The following is an 18,085-nucleotide window of genomic DNA, read 5'->3' as shown; positions in this document are numbered from 1 at the left end:
GAGGCACCCCTCTTTGCCGTCTCCCCGGAAATACGTCACACTTGTGTTGTGAAAAAGACGGGGACGCAGGACGAGGCCGGTGGCGACATGCCCCGCGCCGAGGTCCAGCCTGTCCCCGTGCAGGTCGGCCCCGAGGGGCGGACCAGGCACGAAGTGGCCCGTTTGCTGCTGGAACAGGGTCCGATGACCGCCGTCGTGGTGGCCGAGCAGCTGGGTATCAGCGCCGCCGCCGTCCGCCGTCATCTCGACGCGCTGCTCGCCGACGGCGAGGCCGAAACCCGGGACGCGCCCCGCCGGGGCCCCCGCGGACGAGGCCGTCCCGCCAAGAACTTCCTCCTCACCGAAGCCGGCCGCGCCCGCTTCGGGCACGCCTACGACGACCTCGCGTCCTCGGCCATCCGCTTCCTCGCCGAACACGCCGGCGAAGACGCCGTGAAGGCCTTCGCGGAGGCTCGGGTCGCTTCGCTGGTCGGTCCGCACCAGGACGCGATCACCAAGCACACGGACCCGGCCACCCGTGCCGAGGCTCTCGCTGCGGCGCTGACCAGGGAGGGCTACGCTGCGTCGACCCGTCAGGTCGGTGTCGGCGAACAGCTCTGCCAGCACCATTGCCCGGTCGCCCACGTCGCCGCGGAGTTCCCTCAGTTGTGTGAAGCCGAAACCGAGGCTTTCGCGGAACTTCTGGGTACCCACGTCCAGCGGTTGGCGACCATCGCACGCGGTGACAACGCGTGCACCACACACGTACCCGTCGTTTCGGCGGGTCACCCGGCCACACCCGGGCCGGGAAGCACGGCGCCCTCTCCAGGGCGCACAGCACGGATCCCGAATGGAGGGAAACCCGCATGACTGCCGCTGCCGAGCAGCGCACTCCCACCACCGCGCCCATGAGCCAGGAAGAGACCATCGAGTCCCTTGGCAAGTACGCGTTCGGCTGGGCGGACTCCGACGAGGCGGGCTCTACTGCCCGTCGTGGACTGAACGAGGACGTCGTCACCGACATCTCCTCGAAGAAGTCCGAGCCGGAGTGGATGCGCGAAGCGCGACTGAAGGCGCTCAAGCTCTTCGACTTGAAGCCGATGCCCAACTGGGGTGCGGACCTCTCCGGGATCGACTTCGACAACATCAAGTACTTCGTGCGGTCCACGGAGAAGCAGGCCACCTCCTGGGAAGACCTGCCCGAGGACATCAAGAACACGTACGACAAGCTGGGCATCCCCGAGGCGGAGAAGCAGCGCCTCGTCGCCGGTGTCGCCGCGCAGTACGAGTCCGAGGTCGTCTACCACCAGATCCGTGAGGACCTGGAGGCGCAGGGCGTCCTGTTCCTGGACACCGACACCGCGCTCAAGGAGCACCCGGAGATCTTCAAGGAGTACTTCGGCTCCGTGATCCCGGCCGGGGACAACAAGTTCTCCGCGCTGAACACCGCGGTGTGGTCCGGCGGTTCGTTCATCTACGTGCCCAAGGGCGTCAAGGTGGACATCCCGCTCCAGGCCTACTTCCGGATCAACACCGAGAACATGGGTCAGTTCGAGCGGACCCTGATCATCGTCGACGAAGACGCCTACGTGCACTACGTCGAGGGTTGCACCGCGCCGATCTACCAGTCCGACTCGCTGCACTCGGCGGTCGTGGAGATCATCGTGAAGAAGGGCGCCCGCTGCCGCTACACGACCATCCAGAACTGGTCGAACAACGTCTACAACCTGGTCACCAAGCGCGCCAAGTGCGAAGAGGGCGCGACCATGGAGTGGATCGACGGCAACATCGGGTCCAAGGTCACGATGAAGTACCCGTCCGTGTTCCTCATGGGCGAGCACGCCAAGGGCGAGGTCCTCTCGGTCGCGTTCGCGGGCGAGGGCCAGCACCAGGACGCCGGCGCGAAGATGGAGCACCTGGCGCCGCACACCTCCTCGACCATCGTGTCGAAGTCGGTGGCGCGCGGCGGTGGCCGCACCTCGTACCGCGGCCTGGTCAAGGTCGCCAAGCGGGCGCACCACTCGCGGTCCAGCGTCGTCTGCGACGCGCTGCTGGTCGACACGATCTCGCGGTCGGACACGTACCCGTACGTCGACATCCGCAACGACGAGGTCTCCATGGGCCACGAGGCGACCGTCTCGAAGGTCAGCGAAGACCAGATGTTCTACCTCATGTCGCGCGGTCTCGACGAGGCCGAGGCCATGGCGATGATCGTGCGCGGGTTCGTCGAGCCCATCGCGCGTGAGCTGCCGATGGAGTACGCGCTCGAGCTGAACCGCCTGATCGAGCTTCAGATGGAAGGGTCCGTCGGCTAGTCATGTCGGTTACCGAGAACAACGTTTCCGAAGCGATGCGCGAAGGGGTGGTCATCCCGGCCACCTCTCGCGCGGAGCGATTCACCTCCTACGACGTCGAGGCCTTCGAGGTCCCCGGCGGTCGTGAGGAGAACTGGCGCTTCACGCCGATGAAGCGGCTGCGCGGCCTGCACGACGGGTCCGCCGCCGCCTCGGGTTCGGCCACCGTGGACGCCGAAGCCGCCCCCGAACTGAAGATCGAGACGGTCGGCCGGGACGACGAGCGCCTCGGCGCCGCGGGTGTCCCGAGCGACCGGATCGCCGCGCAGGCGTACTCCTCGTTCACCGAGGCCACCGTGATCACGGTGCCCAAGGAGACGAAGACGTCGAAGCCGTCGACGGTAAAGATCACCGGCCCCGGCGAGGGCAAGGTCGCCTACGGGCACGTGCAGGTGCGCGCCGAGCAGTTCTCCGAGGCCGTCATCGTCCTCGACCACGTCGGCTCCGGCACGTACGCCGACAACGTCGAGTTCGTCATCGGCGATTCGGCGAACGTCACCGTGGTCAGCGTCCAGGACTGGGCCGACGACGCGGTGCACGTCTCCGAGCAGCACTTGAAGCTCGGGCGCGACGCCAGCCTCAAGCACATCGTCATCACCCTGGGCGGTGACCTGGTCCGCGTCTCGCCGACGGCGACCTTCGCCGACAAGGGCGGCGACGTCGAGATGCTCGGCCTGTACTTCGCGGACTCGGGCCAGCACCAGGAGCACCGTCTCTTCGTCGACCACGCGGTGCCGAACTGCAAGTCGCGCGTGATGTACAAGGGTGCGCTGCAGGGCGACGACGCGCACACCGTGTGGGTCGGCGACGTGCTGATCCGGGCGGCCGCCGAGGCCACCGACACCTACGAGCTCAACCGCAACCTGGTGCTCACGCCGGGCGCGCGGGCCGACTCGATCCCGAACCTGGAGATCGAGACCGGCGAGATCGAAGGCGCGGGCCACGCGAGCGCGACGGGAAGGTTCGACGACGAGCAGTTGTTCTACCTCCAGTCGCGCGGAATCGGCGAAGACGCCGCGCGCCGCCTGGTCGTACGCGGGTTCTTCCACGAGATCCTGGTCAAGATCGGCGTTCCCGAGGTGCGCGAGCGTCTCGAGGCCGCGATCGAAGCCGAACTCGAAGCCGTGGGCGCCTGAGCCCTCGTCCGTCCACATCAGACTTTTAGGAAAGAAATGCCTACGCTGGAAATCAAGGATCTGCACGCCTCGGTCACGACCGAGGAGGGCCCCAAGGAGATCCTCAAGGGCGTCAACCTGACCATCAAGTCGGGCGAGACCCACGCGATCATGGGCCCCAACGGTTCGGGCAAGTCCACGCTGTCCTACGCCATCGCCGGCCACCCCAAGTACGAAGTCACCTCCGGGCAGGTCCTGCTCGACGGTGAGGACGTGCTGGAGATGAGCGTCGACGAGCGCGCCCGCGCGGGCCTGTTCCTCGCCATGCAGTACCCGGTCGAGGTGCCGGGCGTGTCCATGTCCAACTTCCTCCGCACCGCGGCCACCGCGGTCCGTGGCGAGGCCCCCAAGCTGCGTCACTGGGTCAAGGAGGTCAAGGAGGAGATGGGCAAGCTGGAGATCTCGTCCGAGTTCGCCGAGCGTTCGGTGAACGAGGGCTTCTCCGGCGGCGAGAAGAAGCGCCACGAGATCCTGCAGCTGGCGCTGCTCAAGCCGAAGATCGCCATCCTCGACGAGACCGACTCCGGCCTCGACGTCGACGCGCTGCGCGTCGTGTCCGAGGGCGTCAACGAGTTCAAGGCCAACAACGACGCCGGCGTCATGCTGATCACGCACTACACGCGGATCCTGCGGCACATCACGCCCGACTTCGTGCACGTCTTCGCCGGCGGCAAGATCGTCGAGTCCGGTGGCCGTGAACTCGCGGACGAGCTCGAGGAGAACGGGTACGTCAAGTACACCGGCTCCGCCGAGACCGCCGCCGTCTGATCACTGAACTTCACGACTACACCGAGAGGAGTTGGCCCGATGACCACCACCACGGCTAACTCTGTTCCGCTGGACGTAGCGGCCATCAGGGCCGACTTCCCGATCCTGACCCGCACGGTCCGGGACGGGAAACCCTTGGTGTATCTGGATTCCGGTGCGACGTCCCAGAAGCCGGCGCAGGTGCTCGAAGCCGAGCGCCGGTTCCTGGAGACCTCGAACGCCGCGGTGCACCGCGGCGCGCACCAGCTCGCCGAGGAGGCGACCGACGCCTACGAGTCCGCCCGCGTGCGGATCGCGGAGTTCGTCGGCGCCTCCCCACACGAGCTGGTGTTCACCAAGAACGCCACCGAGGGCATCAACCTCGTCGCCTACGCGATGAGCAACGCCGCCACGGCCGGTCCCGGGGCCGAGCGGTTCAAGATCGGTCCCGGCGACGAGATCGTCATCACCGAGATGGAGCACCACGCGAACCTGGTGCCGTGGCAGCAGCTCTGCCAGCGCACCGGCGCGACGCTGAAGTGGTTCTCCGTCACCGCCGACGGCAGGCTCGATCTGTCCAATGTGGACGAGCTGATCACCGAGCGGACCAAGGTGCTCGCGTTCACGCACCAGTCCAACGTGCTCGGCACGATCAACCCGGTCGAGTTCCTGGTGAAGAAGGCCCGCAAGGTCGGCGCGCTGGTCGTGCTGGACGCCTGCCAGTCGGTGCCCCACTTCCCCGTGGACTTGCACGCGCTGGACGTCGACTTCGCCGCTTTCGCCGGGCACAAGATGGTCGGCCCGTACGGCATCGGTGTCCTTTACGGCCGCCGCGAGCTGCTCGAAGCGATGCCGCCGTTCCTGACCGGCGGCTCGATGATCGAGCTGGTCCGCATGGAGCAGACCACGTTCGCCGCGCCGCCGCAGCGGTTCGAGGCGGGCACCCCGATGACGTCGCAGGCCGTCGGCCTCGGCGCGGCCGCCGACTACCTGTCGGCGATCGGCATGGACCGGGTCGCCGCGCACGAGCACGTGCTCACCGAAGCGGCGCTGGCCGGGCTCGGCGAGATCCCGGGCGTGCGGATCGTCGGCCCCACCGACATGGTCGACCGCGGCGGGCTCGTGTCGTTCGTCATCGACGGCGTCCACCCGCACGACTCGGGGCAGGTGCTGGACAGCCTCGGCGTCGCCGTCCGCGTCGGGCACCACTGCGCGTGGCCGCTGCACCGGGCCTGCTCGGTGCCCGCGACCGTGCGCGCGTCGTTCTACGTCTACAACACCCTGTCCGAAGTGGACGCTTTGGTGAACGGTGTGCGTGAGGCGCAGAAGTTCTTCGGAGTCGCGTGATGAACCTGGAGAGCATGTACCAGGAGATCATCCTGGACCACTACAAGAACCCGCACGGCCGCGGCCTGCGCGAGCCGTACGACGCCGAGTCGTTCCAGGTCAACCCGACCTGCGGCGACGAGGTGACGCTGCGGGTGAAGGTCGACGACGGGAAGGTCGCCGACGTCTCCTACGAGGGACAGGGCTGCTCGATCAGCCAGGCGTCCACGTCGGTCTTGACGGATCTCGTCGTCGGGCACACCGTGGAGGAGGCGTTCACCACCATGGACGCCTTCGTCGAGCTGATGCAGGGCAAGGGACAGATCGAGCCGGACGAGGACGTGCTGGAGGACGGCATCGCCTTCGCCGGCGTGGCCAAGTACCCGGCCCGCGTGAAATGCGCCCTGCTCGGATGGATGGCGTTCAAGGACGCCGTCGCCCGCACGACCAACGGAGTTGAGACGGCATGACCGAACAGCAGACCGAAACCCGCGAGGGCCGCACGGCCGCCGACCTCGACGCCGAGACCGCCGCCGCCCCGGACAGCGCCGACGTGGCGAAGGTCGAGGACGTCGAAGAGGCGATGCGCGACGTCGTCGACCCGGAGCTCGGCATCAACGTCGTCGACCTCGGGCTCGTTTACGACATCCGCGTCGAGGCTGACAACACCGCCACCATCGACATGACCCTGACGTCGGCGGCCTGCCCGCTGACCGACGTCATCGAGGACCAGACCGGTGCCGCGCTCGTCGGCGGGGGAACGGGACTGGTCAAGGACTTCCGGATCAACTGGGTCTGGATGCCGCCGTGGGGTCCGGAGAAGATCACCGACGACGGCCGCGAACAGCTGCGGGCGCTCGGCTTCACCGTCTGATTCCCTGTTTTCGCGCGTGAAGGCCTCCTTCCCTCGGCTGAGCCGAGAGAAGGAGGCCTTCACGCGCTTCTGGGGCTTGTGACGGCGTATAACGACCTATACCGCACCGCTGGTGTGGGGAGCGCCGGTTCACGTGTCTGGATGGACGACTCGCGTGATCCGATGGACGACACGCGTGATCGGGCGGACGACTCGCGGCGAAACCCCGGCCGGGCGCGTGTCGTCCATCCAGACACGTGTGTCGTCCGCCGGCTCACGCGAGTCGTCCGGTCAAGCACGCGAAACCTCGTGTCCTGAAGGCCCCCTTCGAGACACTGAACGTCTCAAAGGGGGCCTTCACGACATGAGGGTCGGGCCACGCCGCAATAAGGTGCGGGGATGATCTTCCGGTCCATCGCGCTCTTCGCGCTCGCAGCCCTCCTGGAGATCGGCGGTGCCTGGCTGATCTGGCAAGGCGTCCGGGAGCACCGGGGCTACCTTTGGATCGGCGCCGGCGTCGTCGCGCTGGGCCTCTACGGCTTCGTCGCGACCTTGCAACCCGACGCGAACTTCGGCCGCATCCTCGCCGCGTACGGCGGAGTTTTCGTCGCGGGTTCGCTGGCGTGGGGCATGGTCGCAGACGGCTACCGGCCGGATCGCTACGACGTGATCGGCGCGTTGATCTGCCTGGCCGGGGTCGGGGTCATCATGTACGCGCCCCGAGGTTGAGTGGCGCTACTCTGCGCTGTGACCGAAACGGACTTTCCCGCGCCGCCCGCCGACAGACCCGGGCCGAAGCGAAGATTCTCCCCGCTCCTGTTCGTGATGATCCTGCTGGCGGTCGTCGGCGTGGGCGCCGGCGGATACGGGTTCTGGACCCTGATGAGCTACCGGATGGTGAGCGTTCCCGGCGGCGGGATGGCGCCCACGATCCAGCCGGGGGCGGTCGTGCTGTACCGCTGGACCTCCCTGCCCGAGATCCCTCGCGGCGCGGTCGTCCTCATGGAGGTTTCCGCGTTCCCGGATTCGAGCCCCGCCGACGGCCGGATCGTCAAGCGGGTGATCGGTGTCGGCGGTGACCAGGTCGTCTGTTGTACGAACGACAACCTGATCGCCGTCAACGGGAAGCCGGTCAAGGAGCCCTACACCGAGGACGACAACGGGTACGGCCGCAAGGAGTACCGGCCGTTCAGTGTCCAGGTTCCGCCGGGCGCCGTGTTCGTCGTCGGCGACCAGCGGAACAATTCGCGGGACTCACGGATCTACGTCGGTATGCCGGGTGACGGCGCCGTCCCGCTCTCGAAAGTGGTCGGAGTCGTCGTCGGGCTGGGGAGTGTCCTCGCCGCCGACCCCTTCCCGCAGACCACCGCGTTCGTCGAGGCCGGATTGCCCGGCGATCCGGTGTCCGACACCGGATTCCGCACCTCGCGCAACCTCGCGCTCGGCGGGGCCGGGCTGGTCGCCGTCGGGGTCATCGGGGCGATCGTGATCGTTGTCCGCTCCGCCGGAAAACGACGAAGAGCAGCCGCAATCCCACCAACGCGCTGACCACCAGCAGGTTGTAGCCGAACATCTGGTGCAGCGTGACCCCGGCCAGCACCTCCGGGCCGGTCGCGCTGCCCAGCAGCAGCACGGCCATCAGCCCGGTGGCCACGCCGACGAACGCCAGCAGGATCTCGTGCACCAGACCGGTGACCACGTCGCGGTCGCGTTCGTCGGAGAACAGCCGGACGTTGACCGAAAGCCTGCCCTGCTCCAGCGCGTCGCCGATCCGGTCGACGCGGCGGGGCAGCCGTCGCAGTACCGGCAGGAGCGCCATCAGTTCGTTGGTGGCCGTGGCGCGCAGCGATTCCGGGCGCAGGCCGGCGCCGACCTGCTCGGTGGCGTAGGCGCGGGATTCGACGACGATGTTGAATCCCGGCGCCAGCGCGGCCAGCGTTCCTTCCAAGGTGGCCAGGGCGCGGAACACCGCGGCGATCGGCGGGGGCACGCTGAGCTTGAAGTCGGCGATCACCCGGAACAGGTCGGTGAACATGTCGAGATCCGGGGCCTGGCCGTGGTTGAAATGCTTGGCCACCAAGGCACCCAGCGCCCGCTCCAGCCGCCGCTCCTCGATCTCGTCCGGCCGGTCGACGATCTCCAGCAGGCCGTCGCGCAACGCGGCCGGGTCGCCGCGGTCCAGCGCGAGGATCAGGTTCTGCAGTCCGCCGCGCAGACCCGAGTCGAGCCTCCCGACGGAGCCGAAGTCGAGCAGGCCGAGCCTGCCGTCGGCGAGCAGCAGGACGTTGCCGGGATGCGGGTCGGCGTGGAAGACGCCGCTGCCCATCACCTGGCCGAGTACGCACCGCAGCATCGACCGCGCGAGTTTCGCCCGTTCCGCGACCGGCACCTGCTCCTTCGCGGCGGCGAGCGGTTTGCCGTCGAGACGCCGCATCACCAGGACACGTTCGGTGGACAGTTCTTTGTGGACGGTCGGAAGGGCAACCTCGGTACCGGGTGAGGCGGCGGTGACCGCTTCGATGTTCCTGGCCTCGGTGCGGAAATCGAGTTCCTCGACCAGCGCGTCGGCGAATCCTTCGGCGAGGTCGACGACGCCGAGCGAACGTGCCCAGCCCGCGCGCACGTCCAGTGCGGCCGCCACCCGGCGGACGATGTCGAGGTCCCGCTCGACCAAGGCCTGCACCCCGGGCCGCTGCACCTTGACGACCACGTCCTGGCCGCCGCGCAGCTTCGCCCGGTAGACCTGCGCGATCGACGCGGCCGCGATCGGTTCCGGGTCGAATTCGGCGAAGATCTCGGCCGGGTCGCCGCCCAGTTCCTCCCGCAGCACCGTAGCCACCTCGTCGGCGTCGGCGAAGGCGACCTGGTCCTGGAGTTTGCTGAGTTCGTCGACGAAAACCGGCGGCAGCAGATCGGGCCGGGTCGAGAGCAGTTGGCCGAGTTTCACGAACGTCACGCCGCCCTCCTCCAGCGCGCGCCGCAGCGAGCGCGCCAGTTTGGCGTGCCGGACCTGGGCGAGGCCGGGTTCGCGGCGGCCGGTGAGGTAACGGCCGAGGCCGTGTTTGATCGCGATCCGGGTGATCTGCGAGTAGCGCCGGGTCCTTGCCGCGCGGCGGCGCATCGACCGGATCCTGCCGATCAGCCCGAGCCCCGAACCGGCGGGGAGCGCGAGTTCCGCGACGAACAGGAAGATCAGCGTGGCCAGGAAAGCGCTGCCCGCCACCGGGATGACCAGCCCGGCGAAGGCGTTCCCCGCGTACATCGCCTGCGGGAACGCGGTGAGGATGCCGCCCGCGACGAGCCAGCCGAATCCGGCGGCGCAGCCCGCGCGGATCAGGCCGATCCGCACCCCCAGCACGCGGCGGGCGCCGACCACGAGCGGCCACAGCATGAGCGCGTAGACGGGCAGGGTGAGCAGGCCGAGCAGCAGGTTCATGCCGAAGAGGACATCACGCGCAGCCCGCGCTTGATTCCCGCTGCGGCGGGACGGTACTCACCCTTGAGAGGGAGCGGATCCCGAAGTTGTAGGTAGTGGTCGCCTCCTTGGGTGCGAACAGGACGCCGAGAACGGCGATCGCCGCCGCCGCGAGGAAACCGGCACGAAGATCGAAAAGATCACCCAGGAGGCCGATGAGCGGTGCTCCGGCGGCCTGTCCGAGGGCCAACATCAGGAACGCCACACCGACACCGAACGCCGGCGCCGTCGGGTAAGCCCTGGTGCCCCAGAGGATCAGCACACCGGTCAGTCCGATGTAGACGGCCCCGAAGAGCGCCGCCGCGATGACGAGTGCCGGGAGCGAGCGCGTGGCGACGGCGAAGAGGGCCGTGGCGGCGGCGAACAGGACCATTCCCACCGACCAGGCGCGGCGCAGTCCCGCGCGGGAGGTCAGTTCGGCGGTGAACGCGCCCGCCAGGCCGACCGCGCCGAGCACGATCCACACCACCGTCGAGGCGGTCTCGTCGAGTCCGCCGACGCTCACGGCGATGTCCCGGCCGAACGTCCAGATCGCCGCGCTGGCCAGGCCGAGGGTCGCGGCGGCGGGCAGCAGCCGTCCGGTGGCGGGTGGGAACAGCGGCGACGGCAGCCCCCGCGCACGGTCGTCCTTCACCGGCGGCACGACACGGGCGATCCACAAGGTCACCAGAGCCGAGGCCGCGGCGAAGGCCCACCAAGCCATTCGCCAGTCGCCGACCGCGAGCAGGGAGACCGGGCCCGAGACGAGCACGCCGAGTCCGGTCCCGGCGTTCACCACGGATTGGGCACGGTCCCGGCGCGTCACGCGGACGACGCGGGAGACCGCGTCGGCGAGTGAGGGGGAGGCGAGGCCGGTGCTGGCTCCGGCGAGGACGACGCCGAGCGCGAGGACGCCCGCGTTCGGCGCGGCCGCGATCAGGGACGTTCCCGCGGTGGCCGTCGCCCCGGCGGCGAGTGCGCCCGCCCGCGCGCCCCAGCGGGTCGTCACGGCGGTGGAAGCGATGACCGCGAGGCAGTACGCGACGTAGCTTCCCGCCGCGATGGTGCCGAGCGTGCTGCCGTCGAGGCCGAACTCCGTGCGGAGCGTCGGGGCGAAGAGCCCGTACGCGTACCTCGCGAGTCCGTACGAGACCGCGATCAGCGACAACCCGGCCGCGGTGAACGTCAGCTCGCGTTTGTACGAAGAAACCATCAGCTCTCCTCCAGGTGTATACCGAGCGGTATACACCTGGAGTGTTCCCGCATTTCGCGCTCGGGTCAACCGATCGGTATAGTCGAGGCATGCTGACACCGGCGGGCGAGCGTGTTCTGAGCGCCGCGAGCGAGCTCTTCTACCAGGAGGGCCTGAACGCCGTGGGCGTCGCGGCCATCGCCGAGGCCGCGGGCGTCACGAAGAAGACGTTGTATGCGTCCTTCGGGTCGAAGACGGAGCTGACGATCGCGTACCTGCGAAGCCGTCACGACATCTGGTGGGCGTATCTCGAAGAGCGGCTGGCGGAGGCCGAAGTGCCCCGGGCGCTGACGGTCTTCGACGCCTACGTCGATCACCCCAAGCTGGGAAGCGACCGGGGTTGCGCTTTCCTCAACGCGGCCGCCGAACTGCCCGCCGGGCATCCCGGCCTCGACGTGATCCGCCGGCACAAGGCGGCGGTGCGGGCGAAGTTCGCCGAACTCCTCCGCGAGGACGCGCCGGGCGCGGCCGATCCGGAGCGGCTCGCGGAACAGCTCTTCCTCCTGCTCGAAGGCGCCGTCGCACATACCGGCATCGACGGGGACGCGCATCGGGTCACCCTCGCGAGGGAGATCGCGGAGATACTGATGAGGGATCCACGCGAAGCCGGCACACGCTAGAAAGACCCCATGCGACTTTTCGGCCCGCTCCTGGATCGGGCGACCTACCGCAGGTGGGTCTACTTCATCCTCGGTGGCGCGCTGAGCGTGCCGTATGTGCTCTTCGCCGCCATCATGGTGCCGTCGCTGCTGCCCCTCGTCGTGACGTTGGAACGCGGGACCGTGATCGGGCTGATCACCGTCGTCGTGGTGATGATCGCGTCGTCGTTCATCCCCGCCGTCCGCGTGCTGGAAGGCGCGGCCGTGCGGGAACTGCTGGACGATCCCGTGCCGGGAGTCGTGTTCGGGCCCGCGGGGAGCTGGCCCGTCCGCCTGCGTTCGACCGCGATGTTCCTGCTGCACGTGAGCACCGGGTGCGTCATCAGCCTGGTGAGCCTGTTCGTCCCGGTCGCGTTCGGCTTCACGATCGCGGCCCCGTTCAGTGGCAAGATCGCCCTGACCGACGCGAGCGCGATCGAGGTGCCGAAAGGCTGGGCGAGCGCGTGGATCCCGCTGGCGTGCCTGCTCGGCGTCGTCGTGCTTGCCTACGTCGTCTGGGGTGCGGGCGCGGCGCTGACCCGCTGTGCCAAGAGCCTGCTGGGGATCTCGGCCGCGGAGCGGATCGCCCAGCTGGAGAAGCGCACCGAACAGCTCGCCGAACGCAACCGGCTCGCACGCGAACTGCACGACTCGGTCGGGCACGCGCTGAGCGTCGTGACCATCCAGGCCGGTGCGGCGCGGCGCACCCTGAGGTCCGATCCGGAGTTCACCGAGCAGGCGCTCACCGCGATCGAGGATTCGGCCCGCGCCGCGCTGGACGATCTCGACCACGTGCTCGGCCTGCTGCGTGACGAGGCGTCGTCGCGGGCGCCGCAATCCGGGCTGGCGGAGCTGCCCGCGCTGGTCGAGGCCACGCGGCTGGCGGGCGCCGAGGTGTCGGCGGAGATGCGCGGTGATCCGTCCGCGGTGCCGCCGGTCGTCTCCCGTGAGGCGTACCGGATCTTGCAGGAATGCCTGACGAACGCGTTGCGGCACGCCGGTAAGGTGCCGGTGGCGGTCCTCGTCGACGCCGGGGCGGAGCTGTTGCGGGTGCGGGTGTCCAATCCGCTCGGCGACGCGCCGCCGTCACGGGACGGGGGCGGCCGGGGGCTGAGGGGAATGACGGAACGGGTGGAAGTGCTCGGGGGCACGATCACCGCGGGCCGCGCGGACGGATTCTGGAAGGTCGAGGTGGCGGTGCCATGGGGGGAACGGCGATGAGCATCGGGGTGCTGCTGGTCGACGACGAACAGCTCATCCGGGCGGGGCTCCGGGCGATCGTCGCCTCCGAGCCCGATCTGGAGGTCGTCGGCGAAGCGTCCGACGGTGCCGAGGTGCCCGGCCTGGTGTCGCGGTTCCGGCCCGACGTCGTGCTGATGGACGTCCGGATGCCTTCGGTCGACGGGATCCGCGCGACGACCCATCTGATGTCCACTATGGACAACCCGCCGAAGGTGATCGTCGTGACCACCTTCGAGAACGACGACTACGTCTACGACGCCTTGCTCGCCGGGGCGAGCGGCTTCCTGCTGAAGCGGGCCCGGCCCGAGGAGATCGTCGCGGCGATCCGCACCGTGGCAGCGGGGGAGTCGCTGCTGTTCCCGGCCGCGATCCGGCGGCTGGCCGCGCAGCAGGCGAACCGGGGGCCACTCGACGGCCTGTCCGGTGCCGGGCTCACCGAACGCGAGAGCGAGGTGCTGCGGCTGATGGCGGGCGGACTGTCCAATGTGGAGATCGCGGGCGAGCTGTACCTCGGCGTGCAGACGGTCAAGACGCATGTCGGGAACGTGCTCGCGAAACTCGGCGCGCGGGACCGGACGCAAGCGGTGATCAAGGCCTACGACACCGGATTCGTCACACCGGCGGGCTGAGGCTCAGGTCAGTCGAGCGCGGCGAGGATCAGCGCGGCCATCGCGGCGGGATCCCCGTTTTCGGGGCGCAGCACCAGATCCGGGCTCTCGGGTTGCTCGTAGGGAGCGTCCACCCCGGTGAACCCGCTGATCTCGCCCGCCCTCGCCTTCGCGTACATCCCCTTGGGGTCGCGGTCTTCGCAGACCTCCAGCGGGGTGTCGACGAAGATCTCGAGGAACGGCAGCCCGGCGGCCTCGTGCGTGGCGCGGGCGAGTTCGCGGTCGGCCCGGTACGGGCTGATCAAAGAGACCACCGATACCACACCGGCGTCGGCGAACAGCTTCGCGACCTCGGCGACGCGGCGGACGTTCTCGGCGCGATCGGCCGGGCTGAAACCGAGGTTCCCGTTCAGCCCGTGCCGCAGGTTGTCGCCGTCCAGCAGGTACGCGGGCCTGCCCGAAGCCACCAGCCGCCGTTCCAGTTCCACGGCCACGCTCGATTTCCCGGACGCGGAAAGCCCGGTGAGCCAGACGGTGAGCCCGCGTGTCGCGCGTTCCGCCCTGGTGACCGCGGCGGTGTGCCAGACGACGTTCGACGCGGTCACGCTCGGCCCGGTGATCATGCCCGCCGCGACCGTCGCGCCGGAATGCTCGTCGACGAGCAGGAAACCTCCGGTGGAGCGGTTGCGGCGGTAGGAATCGAACAGCAACGGCTGCCGGGCACGCAGCCGGATCCGGCCGATTTCGTTGAGGGACAACGACTTCACCGTCTCGTCGCGGTGCAGGGTGGTGACGTCGAGTCGATAGTCCAGGTCGCGGATCTCGGCCTTGGTCTCCCGGGTGGTGTGCCGCACGAGGAAGGTGTTCCCTGCTTTCAAAGCTCCTTGTTCGGAGAACCAGCACACCATCGCGTCGACGTCCCGGCTCGTGTGGGGGCGGTTGCCGGGGCGGCAGATCAGGTCACCGCGGCCGAGGTCGAGGTCGTCTTCGAGTTCTATCGTGACGGCCTGCGAAGCGAAAGCCTCGGAGACCGTGGTGCCGCCCGGGCCCCAGATCGCGCGTACCGTGGTGGTGAAACCGGAGGGCAGGACGGCGACCTCGTCACCGGGTTTGAACACCCCGCCCGCGACGGTGCCCGCGTAGCCGCGGAAGTCGCGGCTGTGCTCGCGGATCACGTACTGCACGGGGAATCGCGCGTCGATGAGGTTGCGATCCGAGGCCACGTGCACCTGTTCGAGGTGATGCAGCAGGGAAGTCCCTTCGTACCAAGGCATACTGGCGCCCCGGTGCACGACGTTGTCGCCGTGCAACGCCGACATCGGCACGAAGGTGAGGTCGTGCACCTGAAGTTTCATGGCGAACCGGCGGAACTCCTCGCGGATCTCTTCGAAGCGTTCCCGCGACCAGTCGACCAGATCCATCTTGTTGACGCACAGCACGAGATGCGGGATTCCCAGCAGGCTGGCCAGGAACGCGTGCCGCCGCGACTGTTCGAGCACGCCCTTGCGGGCGTCGATCAGGATCAGCGCGAGATCCGCCGTGGAGGCGCCGGTGACCATGTTGCGGGTGTACTGCACGTGTCCCGGCGTGTCGGCGATGATGAACTTCCGCCGTGGGGTGGCGAAATAGCGATGGGCGACGTCGATCGTGATGCCCTGTTCGCGTTCGGCGCGGAGACCGTCGGTCAGCAGCGCGAGGTTCGGGTACGCCTCGCCGCGGTCGCGGCTGGTGCGTTCGATGGCTTCGAGCTGGTCGGTGAACACCGTCTTCGAATCGAACAGCAGGCGGCCGATCAGCGTCGACTTCCCGTCGTCGACGCTGCCCGCGGTCGCGAGGCGGACCAAGGAAGCGCTCATCAGAAGTAACCTTCCTTCTTCCGGTCTTCCATGCCCGCCTCGGAGATCCGGTCGTCGGCGCGGGTGGCGCCGCGTTCGGTGAGCCTGCTGACCGCCACTTCGGCGACCACTTCGCCCGGTGACGTCGCCGTCGACTCGACACAACCGGTGCAGGTCGCGTCGCCGACGGTGCGGAAGCGAACCGTTGCCTCGTAAGGACTTTCGCCTTCGTTCAAGGTGAGGAATCGGGTGTGCGCGAGCAGCATGCCGTCCCGCTGGACGACCGGACGCCGGTGCGAGTAGTAGATCGACGGCAGGTCGACGTTCTCCGCCTCGATGTACTGCCAGATGTCGAGCTCGGTCCAGTTCGACAGCGGGAAGACGCGGATGTGCTCGCCCTTGCGATGCCTGCCGTTGTACAGATTCCACAGTTCGGGCCGCTGGTTGCGCGGATCCCATTGGCCGAACTCGTCGCGGAAGCTGAACACCCGTTCCTTCGCGCGGGCCTTCTCCTCGTCGCGCCGGGCGCCGCCGAAGACCGCGTCGAAGGAATGCTCGCGGATCCCGCGCAGCAGGGCGGCGGTCTGGAGCCGGTTGCGGCCTGCCTTCGGGTCTTCGACGACCCGTCCCGCGTCGATGTCGTCCTGGACGCTGGAGACGGCGAGCCGGAGCCCGTACCTGCCGACCGTGCGATCCCGGAACTCGATGACCTCGTCGAAGTTGTGCCCGGTGTCGACGTGCATCACCGGGAACGGGGGCGGCGACGGCCAGAAGGCCTTGGCCGCGAGGTGGAGCATCACCATCGAGTCCTTGCCGCCGGAGAACAGCAGCACGGGCCGTTCGAAGGTCGCCGCGACCTCGCGGAAGATGTGCACGGCTTCGGCTTCGAGTGCTTCGAGATGGGTGAGCTCGTAGGCCGGGGACGCCATCGTGACCTCCGTCGTTCGAGATCAGAAAAGTAGAACAAGTTCTTGTGCTTGGTCAAGGGGAGGAGGACGCTGTCGACATGGACCTGGTCGCGCTTGAAGAGATCCGCCGCCTGAAAGCCCGCTACCTCCGCTGCCTCGACCTCAAGCTGTGGGACGAGATGGCCGGGACCCTGACCGCCGACGTGCACGCGCGGTATGGGACGCCGTCGTACGGCAAACCGCTGACCTTCGAAGGCCGCGAAGCGATCGTCGAGTTCTTTCGGAACGCTGTCGGCCCCGGCGTCACCACCGTGCACTTCGCCGGGCAGCCGGAGATCGACGTCGACGGCGACACCGCGACGGGCACCTGGCTGATGCGGGACAAGGTGATCGTGCCCGAGCACCGGGTGATCATCGAGGGCGCGGCGTACTACGAGGACACCTACCGGCGGGTGGACGGCGTGTGGCTGACCGCGTCCACGCAGTACGACCGGCTGTACGAAACGATGATGTCGATGGACGACGTGCCGAGCCTGAAGCTCACCGCGAACCGGTGGTCCTCCTGACCCGCATTTAGTCCTCTAAATGCGGCAGGTTGTGGCTCGCTCGATGTCCCCAATGCGACATTGGAGACGCTCAGTGTCTCTAATGCGGCATTGGGGACACCGAGCGGCGGCTGGCCCGGGTGGGTTCGTGGCTCGCGTTTAGTCCTCTAAATGCGGGTCGGGTGCGGGCAACTGCCGCATTTAGAGGACTAAATGCGCGTGGGGTGGCGGCCACCGGATTCGGCTGTGACGGCATCGGCGGCCGCGACCAGCGCGGCGCCCCGTCGCGCGATTTCGGCGCCGGTGACCGGCTCGCCGACCGAAAGCGTGAGCACCAGTTCCTGCCGTCCCGAAGCGTCGAACGTCGGGGCGGCCAGCAGGCTCACCGCGTGCTTGCGCCGCGGCTCCAGATCGGCGCCGAGGTAGACGCGCTCGCCGAGGCTCGAGACGAGTTCGCCCACCAGGCCTCGCACCTCCGGCGGCAGTTCCTCCGCGCCGACGCCCGCCATCAGCGCGTAGAGCCGCCGCCCCGCGGAAGTCAGGCTCTCCACCAGATACCCGTGCTCCCGGCATTCGGCGACGACGCGGCGAAGATGCGCTTCGTCCAGTCGCACCGGCACCGCCGGAGGTTTGGCGAGCCATGCGTCGAACGCCGCGTCGGAGTCCCACAGCACGTACATCAGGCCGACCGGCGGCGCGAACGGATACGTCTCGCCCAGTTTGACGCGGCCCGGCCCGGCGCTCTGCAGCATCAGGATCCGGTCGCCGACCACGGCCGACGCCGTGCACGTCGCGCCATAGCGCCTGCTCAAGTCCTCCAGATGCCGTCGCGCCACCTCGCTCGCCCCGAAGCCTTCGCTCGCGACGCGGCCGGCGGCGACCATCGCGGGCCCGAGCCGGTAGGTGACCGGCTGGGGGTCTCGGACCAGGTAGCCGCCCGCCGTCAGCTCGGTGACGATGCCGAGACAGGTCGGTTTCGCCAGGTCGAGCTCGCGCGCGAGCTCCGAAAGCCCGAAGCGCCGGCCGGGGTGCGCGGCGAAGAAGTCGAGCAGCCTCACGACTCGCTCGGTGGGCGGCGAATGCCGGGCCATTGACCCATCCTTAGAACGCGTTCTAGTCTGACAATGCGAAGAACGTACCAAGTCGGTACATATTTGTACCAGTATGAG

General features: G+C 68.6%; 18 protein-coding genes. 13 read left to right on the top strand and 5 right to left on the bottom strand.

From position 1 onward, the window contains the following. Positions 1–48: 48 nt before the first annotated feature. The 9 genes from AJAP_RS24405 to lepB all read left to right on the top strand — a co-directional run bounded on the left by AJAP_RS24405 (position 49) and on the right by lepB (position 7,982). Positions 49–849 carry a helix-turn-helix transcriptional regulator gene (locus tag AJAP_RS24405; protein ID WP_378412666.1) on the top strand — a complete coding sequence of 267 codons (801 nt, stop codon included), beginning with the start codon at positions 49–51 and terminating at the stop codon, positions 847–849. Continuing rightward, positions 846–2,294 carry a Fe-S cluster assembly protein SufB gene (sufB, locus tag AJAP_RS24400; RefSeq protein ID WP_038515497.1) on the top strand — a complete coding sequence of 483 codons (1,449 nt, stop codon included), beginning with the start codon at positions 846–848 and terminating at the stop codon, positions 2,292–2,294. Before AJAP_RS24405 ends, sufB begins: the two co-directional genes overlap by 4 nt. Positions 2,295–2,296: 2 nt before the next feature. After that, complete coding sequence (gene sufD, locus AJAP_RS24395; RefSeq protein ID WP_038515496.1) at positions 2,297–3,469, top strand: Fe-S cluster assembly protein SufD; 1,173 nt, start codon at positions 2,297–2,299, stop codon at positions 3,467–3,469. Between the two features lie 36 nt (positions 3,470–3,505). Beyond that, on the top strand, positions 3,506–4,276 hold the full coding sequence (sufC, locus tag AJAP_RS24390; protein WP_007029703.1) for a Fe-S cluster assembly ATPase SufC: 771 nt from the start codon (positions 3,506–3,508) through the stop codon (positions 4,274–4,276). A 39-nt stretch (positions 4,277–4,315) separates the two neighbouring features. Beyond that, the gene (locus tag AJAP_RS24385; protein WP_038515494.1) at positions 4,316–5,602 is read left to right on the top strand and encodes a cysteine desulfurase; all 1,287 of its coding nucleotides are present in this window, start codon (positions 4,316–4,318) and stop codon (positions 5,600–5,602) included. Next, a complete protein-coding gene (gene sufU / locus AJAP_RS24380; RefSeq protein ID WP_038515493.1) occupies positions 5,602–6,051 on the top strand; it encodes a Fe-S cluster assembly sulfur transfer protein SufU in 450 nt (149 codons plus the stop codon). Before AJAP_RS24385 ends, sufU begins: the two co-directional genes overlap by 1 nt. Continuing rightward, positions 6,048–6,455, top strand: a complete 408-nt coding sequence (locus AJAP_RS24375; RefSeq protein WP_016333171.1) for a metal-sulfur cluster assembly factor — start codon at positions 6,048–6,050, stop codon at positions 6,453–6,455. Before sufU ends, AJAP_RS24375 begins: the two co-directional genes overlap by 4 nt. 378 nt (positions 6,456–6,833) lie before the next feature. Further along, positions 6,834–7,163 (top strand): YnfA family protein, encoded by a 330-nt coding sequence (locus AJAP_RS24370; protein WP_037344048.1) that lies wholly within the window; start codon positions 6,834–6,836, stop codon positions 7,161–7,163. Between the two features lie 18 nt (positions 7,164–7,181). After that, positions 7,182–7,982: a signal peptidase I gene (gene lepB, locus AJAP_RS24365; protein WP_051972584.1), complete on the top strand. Its 801-nt coding sequence runs from the start codon at positions 7,182–7,184 to the stop codon at positions 7,980–7,982. Here lepB and AJAP_RS24360 read toward each other — a convergent pair. Further along, entirely contained in the window at positions 7,906–9,870 is a 1,965-nt protein-coding gene (locus tag AJAP_RS24360) for an ABC1 kinase family protein (protein WP_038515491.1), read from the bottom strand. The genes lepB and AJAP_RS24360 overlap by 77 nt on opposite strands. Positions 9,871–9,883: 13 nt before the next feature. Then, positions 9,884–11,101, bottom strand: coding sequence for an MFS transporter (locus AJAP_RS24355; RefSeq protein WP_038515488.1), 1,218 nt, complete (start codon positions 11,099–11,101; stop codon positions 9,884–9,886). Between the two features lie 89 nt (positions 11,102–11,190). Between AJAP_RS24355 and AJAP_RS24350 the strand changes: the two genes are divergently transcribed. From AJAP_RS24350 to AJAP_RS24340, 3 genes are read left to right on the top strand one after another with little or no spacing between them, the layout of a single operon-like run. Beyond that, positions 11,191–11,760 carry a TetR/AcrR family transcriptional regulator gene (locus AJAP_RS24350; RefSeq protein WP_038515486.1) on the top strand — a complete coding sequence of 190 codons (570 nt, stop codon included), beginning with the start codon at positions 11,191–11,193 and terminating at the stop codon, positions 11,758–11,760. A gap of 9 nt (positions 11,761–11,769) precedes the next feature. Next, positions 11,770–12,999: a sensor histidine kinase gene (locus AJAP_RS24345; protein WP_038515485.1), complete on the top strand. Its 1,230-nt coding sequence runs from the start codon at positions 11,770–11,772 to the stop codon at positions 12,997–12,999. After that, complete coding sequence (locus AJAP_RS24340; protein WP_037344054.1) at positions 12,996–13,649, top strand: response regulator; 654 nt, start codon at positions 12,996–12,998, stop codon at positions 13,647–13,649. Before AJAP_RS24345 ends, AJAP_RS24340 begins: the two co-directional genes overlap by 4 nt. A gap of 8 nt (positions 13,650–13,657) precedes the next feature. Here the strand turns inward: AJAP_RS24340 and cysC are convergent, their stop codons facing one another. Further along, positions 13,658–15,484 carry an adenylyl-sulfate kinase gene (gene cysC / locus AJAP_RS24335; RefSeq protein ID WP_038515482.1) on the bottom strand — a complete coding sequence of 609 codons (1,827 nt, stop codon included), beginning with the start codon at positions 15,482–15,484 and terminating at the stop codon, positions 13,658–13,660. After that, positions 15,484–16,392 carry a sulfate adenylyltransferase subunit CysD gene (gene cysD / locus AJAP_RS24330; protein WP_038515480.1) on the bottom strand — a complete coding sequence of 303 codons (909 nt, stop codon included), beginning with the start codon at positions 16,390–16,392 and terminating at the stop codon, positions 15,484–15,486. Before cysD ends, cysC begins: the two co-directional genes overlap by 1 nt. Before the next feature lie 77 nt (positions 16,393–16,469). Between cysD and AJAP_RS24325 the strand changes: the two genes are divergently transcribed. Next, entirely contained in the window at positions 16,470–16,937 is a 468-nt protein-coding gene (locus AJAP_RS24325; protein WP_016333182.1) for a nuclear transport factor 2 family protein, read from the top strand. A gap of 188 nt (positions 16,938–17,125) precedes the next feature. Here the strand turns inward: AJAP_RS24325 and AJAP_RS24320 are convergent, their stop codons facing one another. After that, positions 17,126–18,007, bottom strand: coding sequence for a helix-turn-helix domain-containing protein (locus AJAP_RS24320; RefSeq protein WP_038515477.1), 882 nt, complete (start codon positions 18,005–18,007; stop codon positions 17,126–17,128). Between the last annotated feature and the right edge of the window lie 78 nt (positions 18,008–18,085).

The sequence above is a fragment of the Amycolatopsis japonica genome, from assembly GCF_000732925.1.
Taxonomy (GTDB): domain Bacteria; phylum Actinomycetota; class Actinomycetes; order Mycobacteriales; family Pseudonocardiaceae; genus Amycolatopsis; species Amycolatopsis japonica.
Note: the sequence above shows the minus strand (reverse complement) of the source record. Positions and strands in the feature narration are given on the sequence as shown.

Coding starts and splice junctions, on each gene's coding strand:
- sufB (WP_038515497.1), top strand. CDS start 846: ATGACTGCCGCTGCCGAGCAGCGCACTCCCACCACCGCGCCCATGAGC.
- sufD (WP_038515496.1), top strand. CDS start 2,297: ATGTCGGTTACCGAGAACAACGTTTCCGAAGCGATGCGCGAAGGGGTG.
- sufC (WP_007029703.1), top strand. CDS start 3,506: ATGCCTACGCTGGAAATCAAGGATCTGCACGCCTCGGTCACGACCGAG.
- AJAP_RS24385 (WP_038515494.1), top strand. CDS start 4,316: ATGACCACCACCACGGCTAACTCTGTTCCGCTGGACGTAGCGGCCATC.
- sufU (WP_038515493.1), top strand. CDS start 5,602: ATGAACCTGGAGAGCATGTACCAGGAGATCATCCTGGACCACTACAAG.
- AJAP_RS24375 (WP_016333171.1), top strand. CDS start 6,048: ATGACCGAACAGCAGACCGAAACCCGCGAGGGCCGCACGGCCGCCGAC.
- AJAP_RS24370 (WP_037344048.1), top strand. CDS start 6,834: ATGATCTTCCGGTCCATCGCGCTCTTCGCGCTCGCAGCCCTCCTGGAG.
- AJAP_RS24360 (WP_038515491.1), bottom strand. CDS start 9,870: ATGAACCTGCTGCTCGGCCTGCTCACCCTGCCCGTCTACGCGCTCATG.
- AJAP_RS24355 (WP_038515488.1), bottom strand. CDS start 11,101: ATGGTTTCTTCGTACAAACGCGAGCTGACGTTCACCGCGGCCGGGTTG.
- AJAP_RS24350 (WP_038515486.1), top strand. CDS start 11,191: ATGCTGACACCGGCGGGCGAGCGTGTTCTGAGCGCCGCGAGCGAGCTC.
- AJAP_RS24345 (WP_038515485.1), top strand. CDS start 11,770: ATGCGACTTTTCGGCCCGCTCCTGGATCGGGCGACCTACCGCAGGTGG.
- AJAP_RS24340 (WP_037344054.1), top strand. CDS start 12,996: ATGAGCATCGGGGTGCTGCTGGTCGACGACGAACAGCTCATCCGGGCG.
- cysC (WP_038515482.1), bottom strand. CDS start 15,484: ATGAGCGCTTCCTTGGTCCGCCTCGCGACCGCGGGCAGCGTCGACGAC.
- cysD (WP_038515480.1), bottom strand. CDS start 16,392: ATGGCGTCCCCGGCCTACGAGCTCACCCATCTCGAAGCACTCGAAGCC.
- AJAP_RS24325 (WP_016333182.1), top strand. CDS start 16,470: ATGGACCTGGTCGCGCTTGAAGAGATCCGCCGCCTGAAAGCCCGCTAC.
- AJAP_RS24320 (WP_038515477.1), bottom strand. CDS start 18,007: ATGGCCCGGCATTCGCCGCCCACCGAGCGAGTCGTGAGGCTGCTCGAC.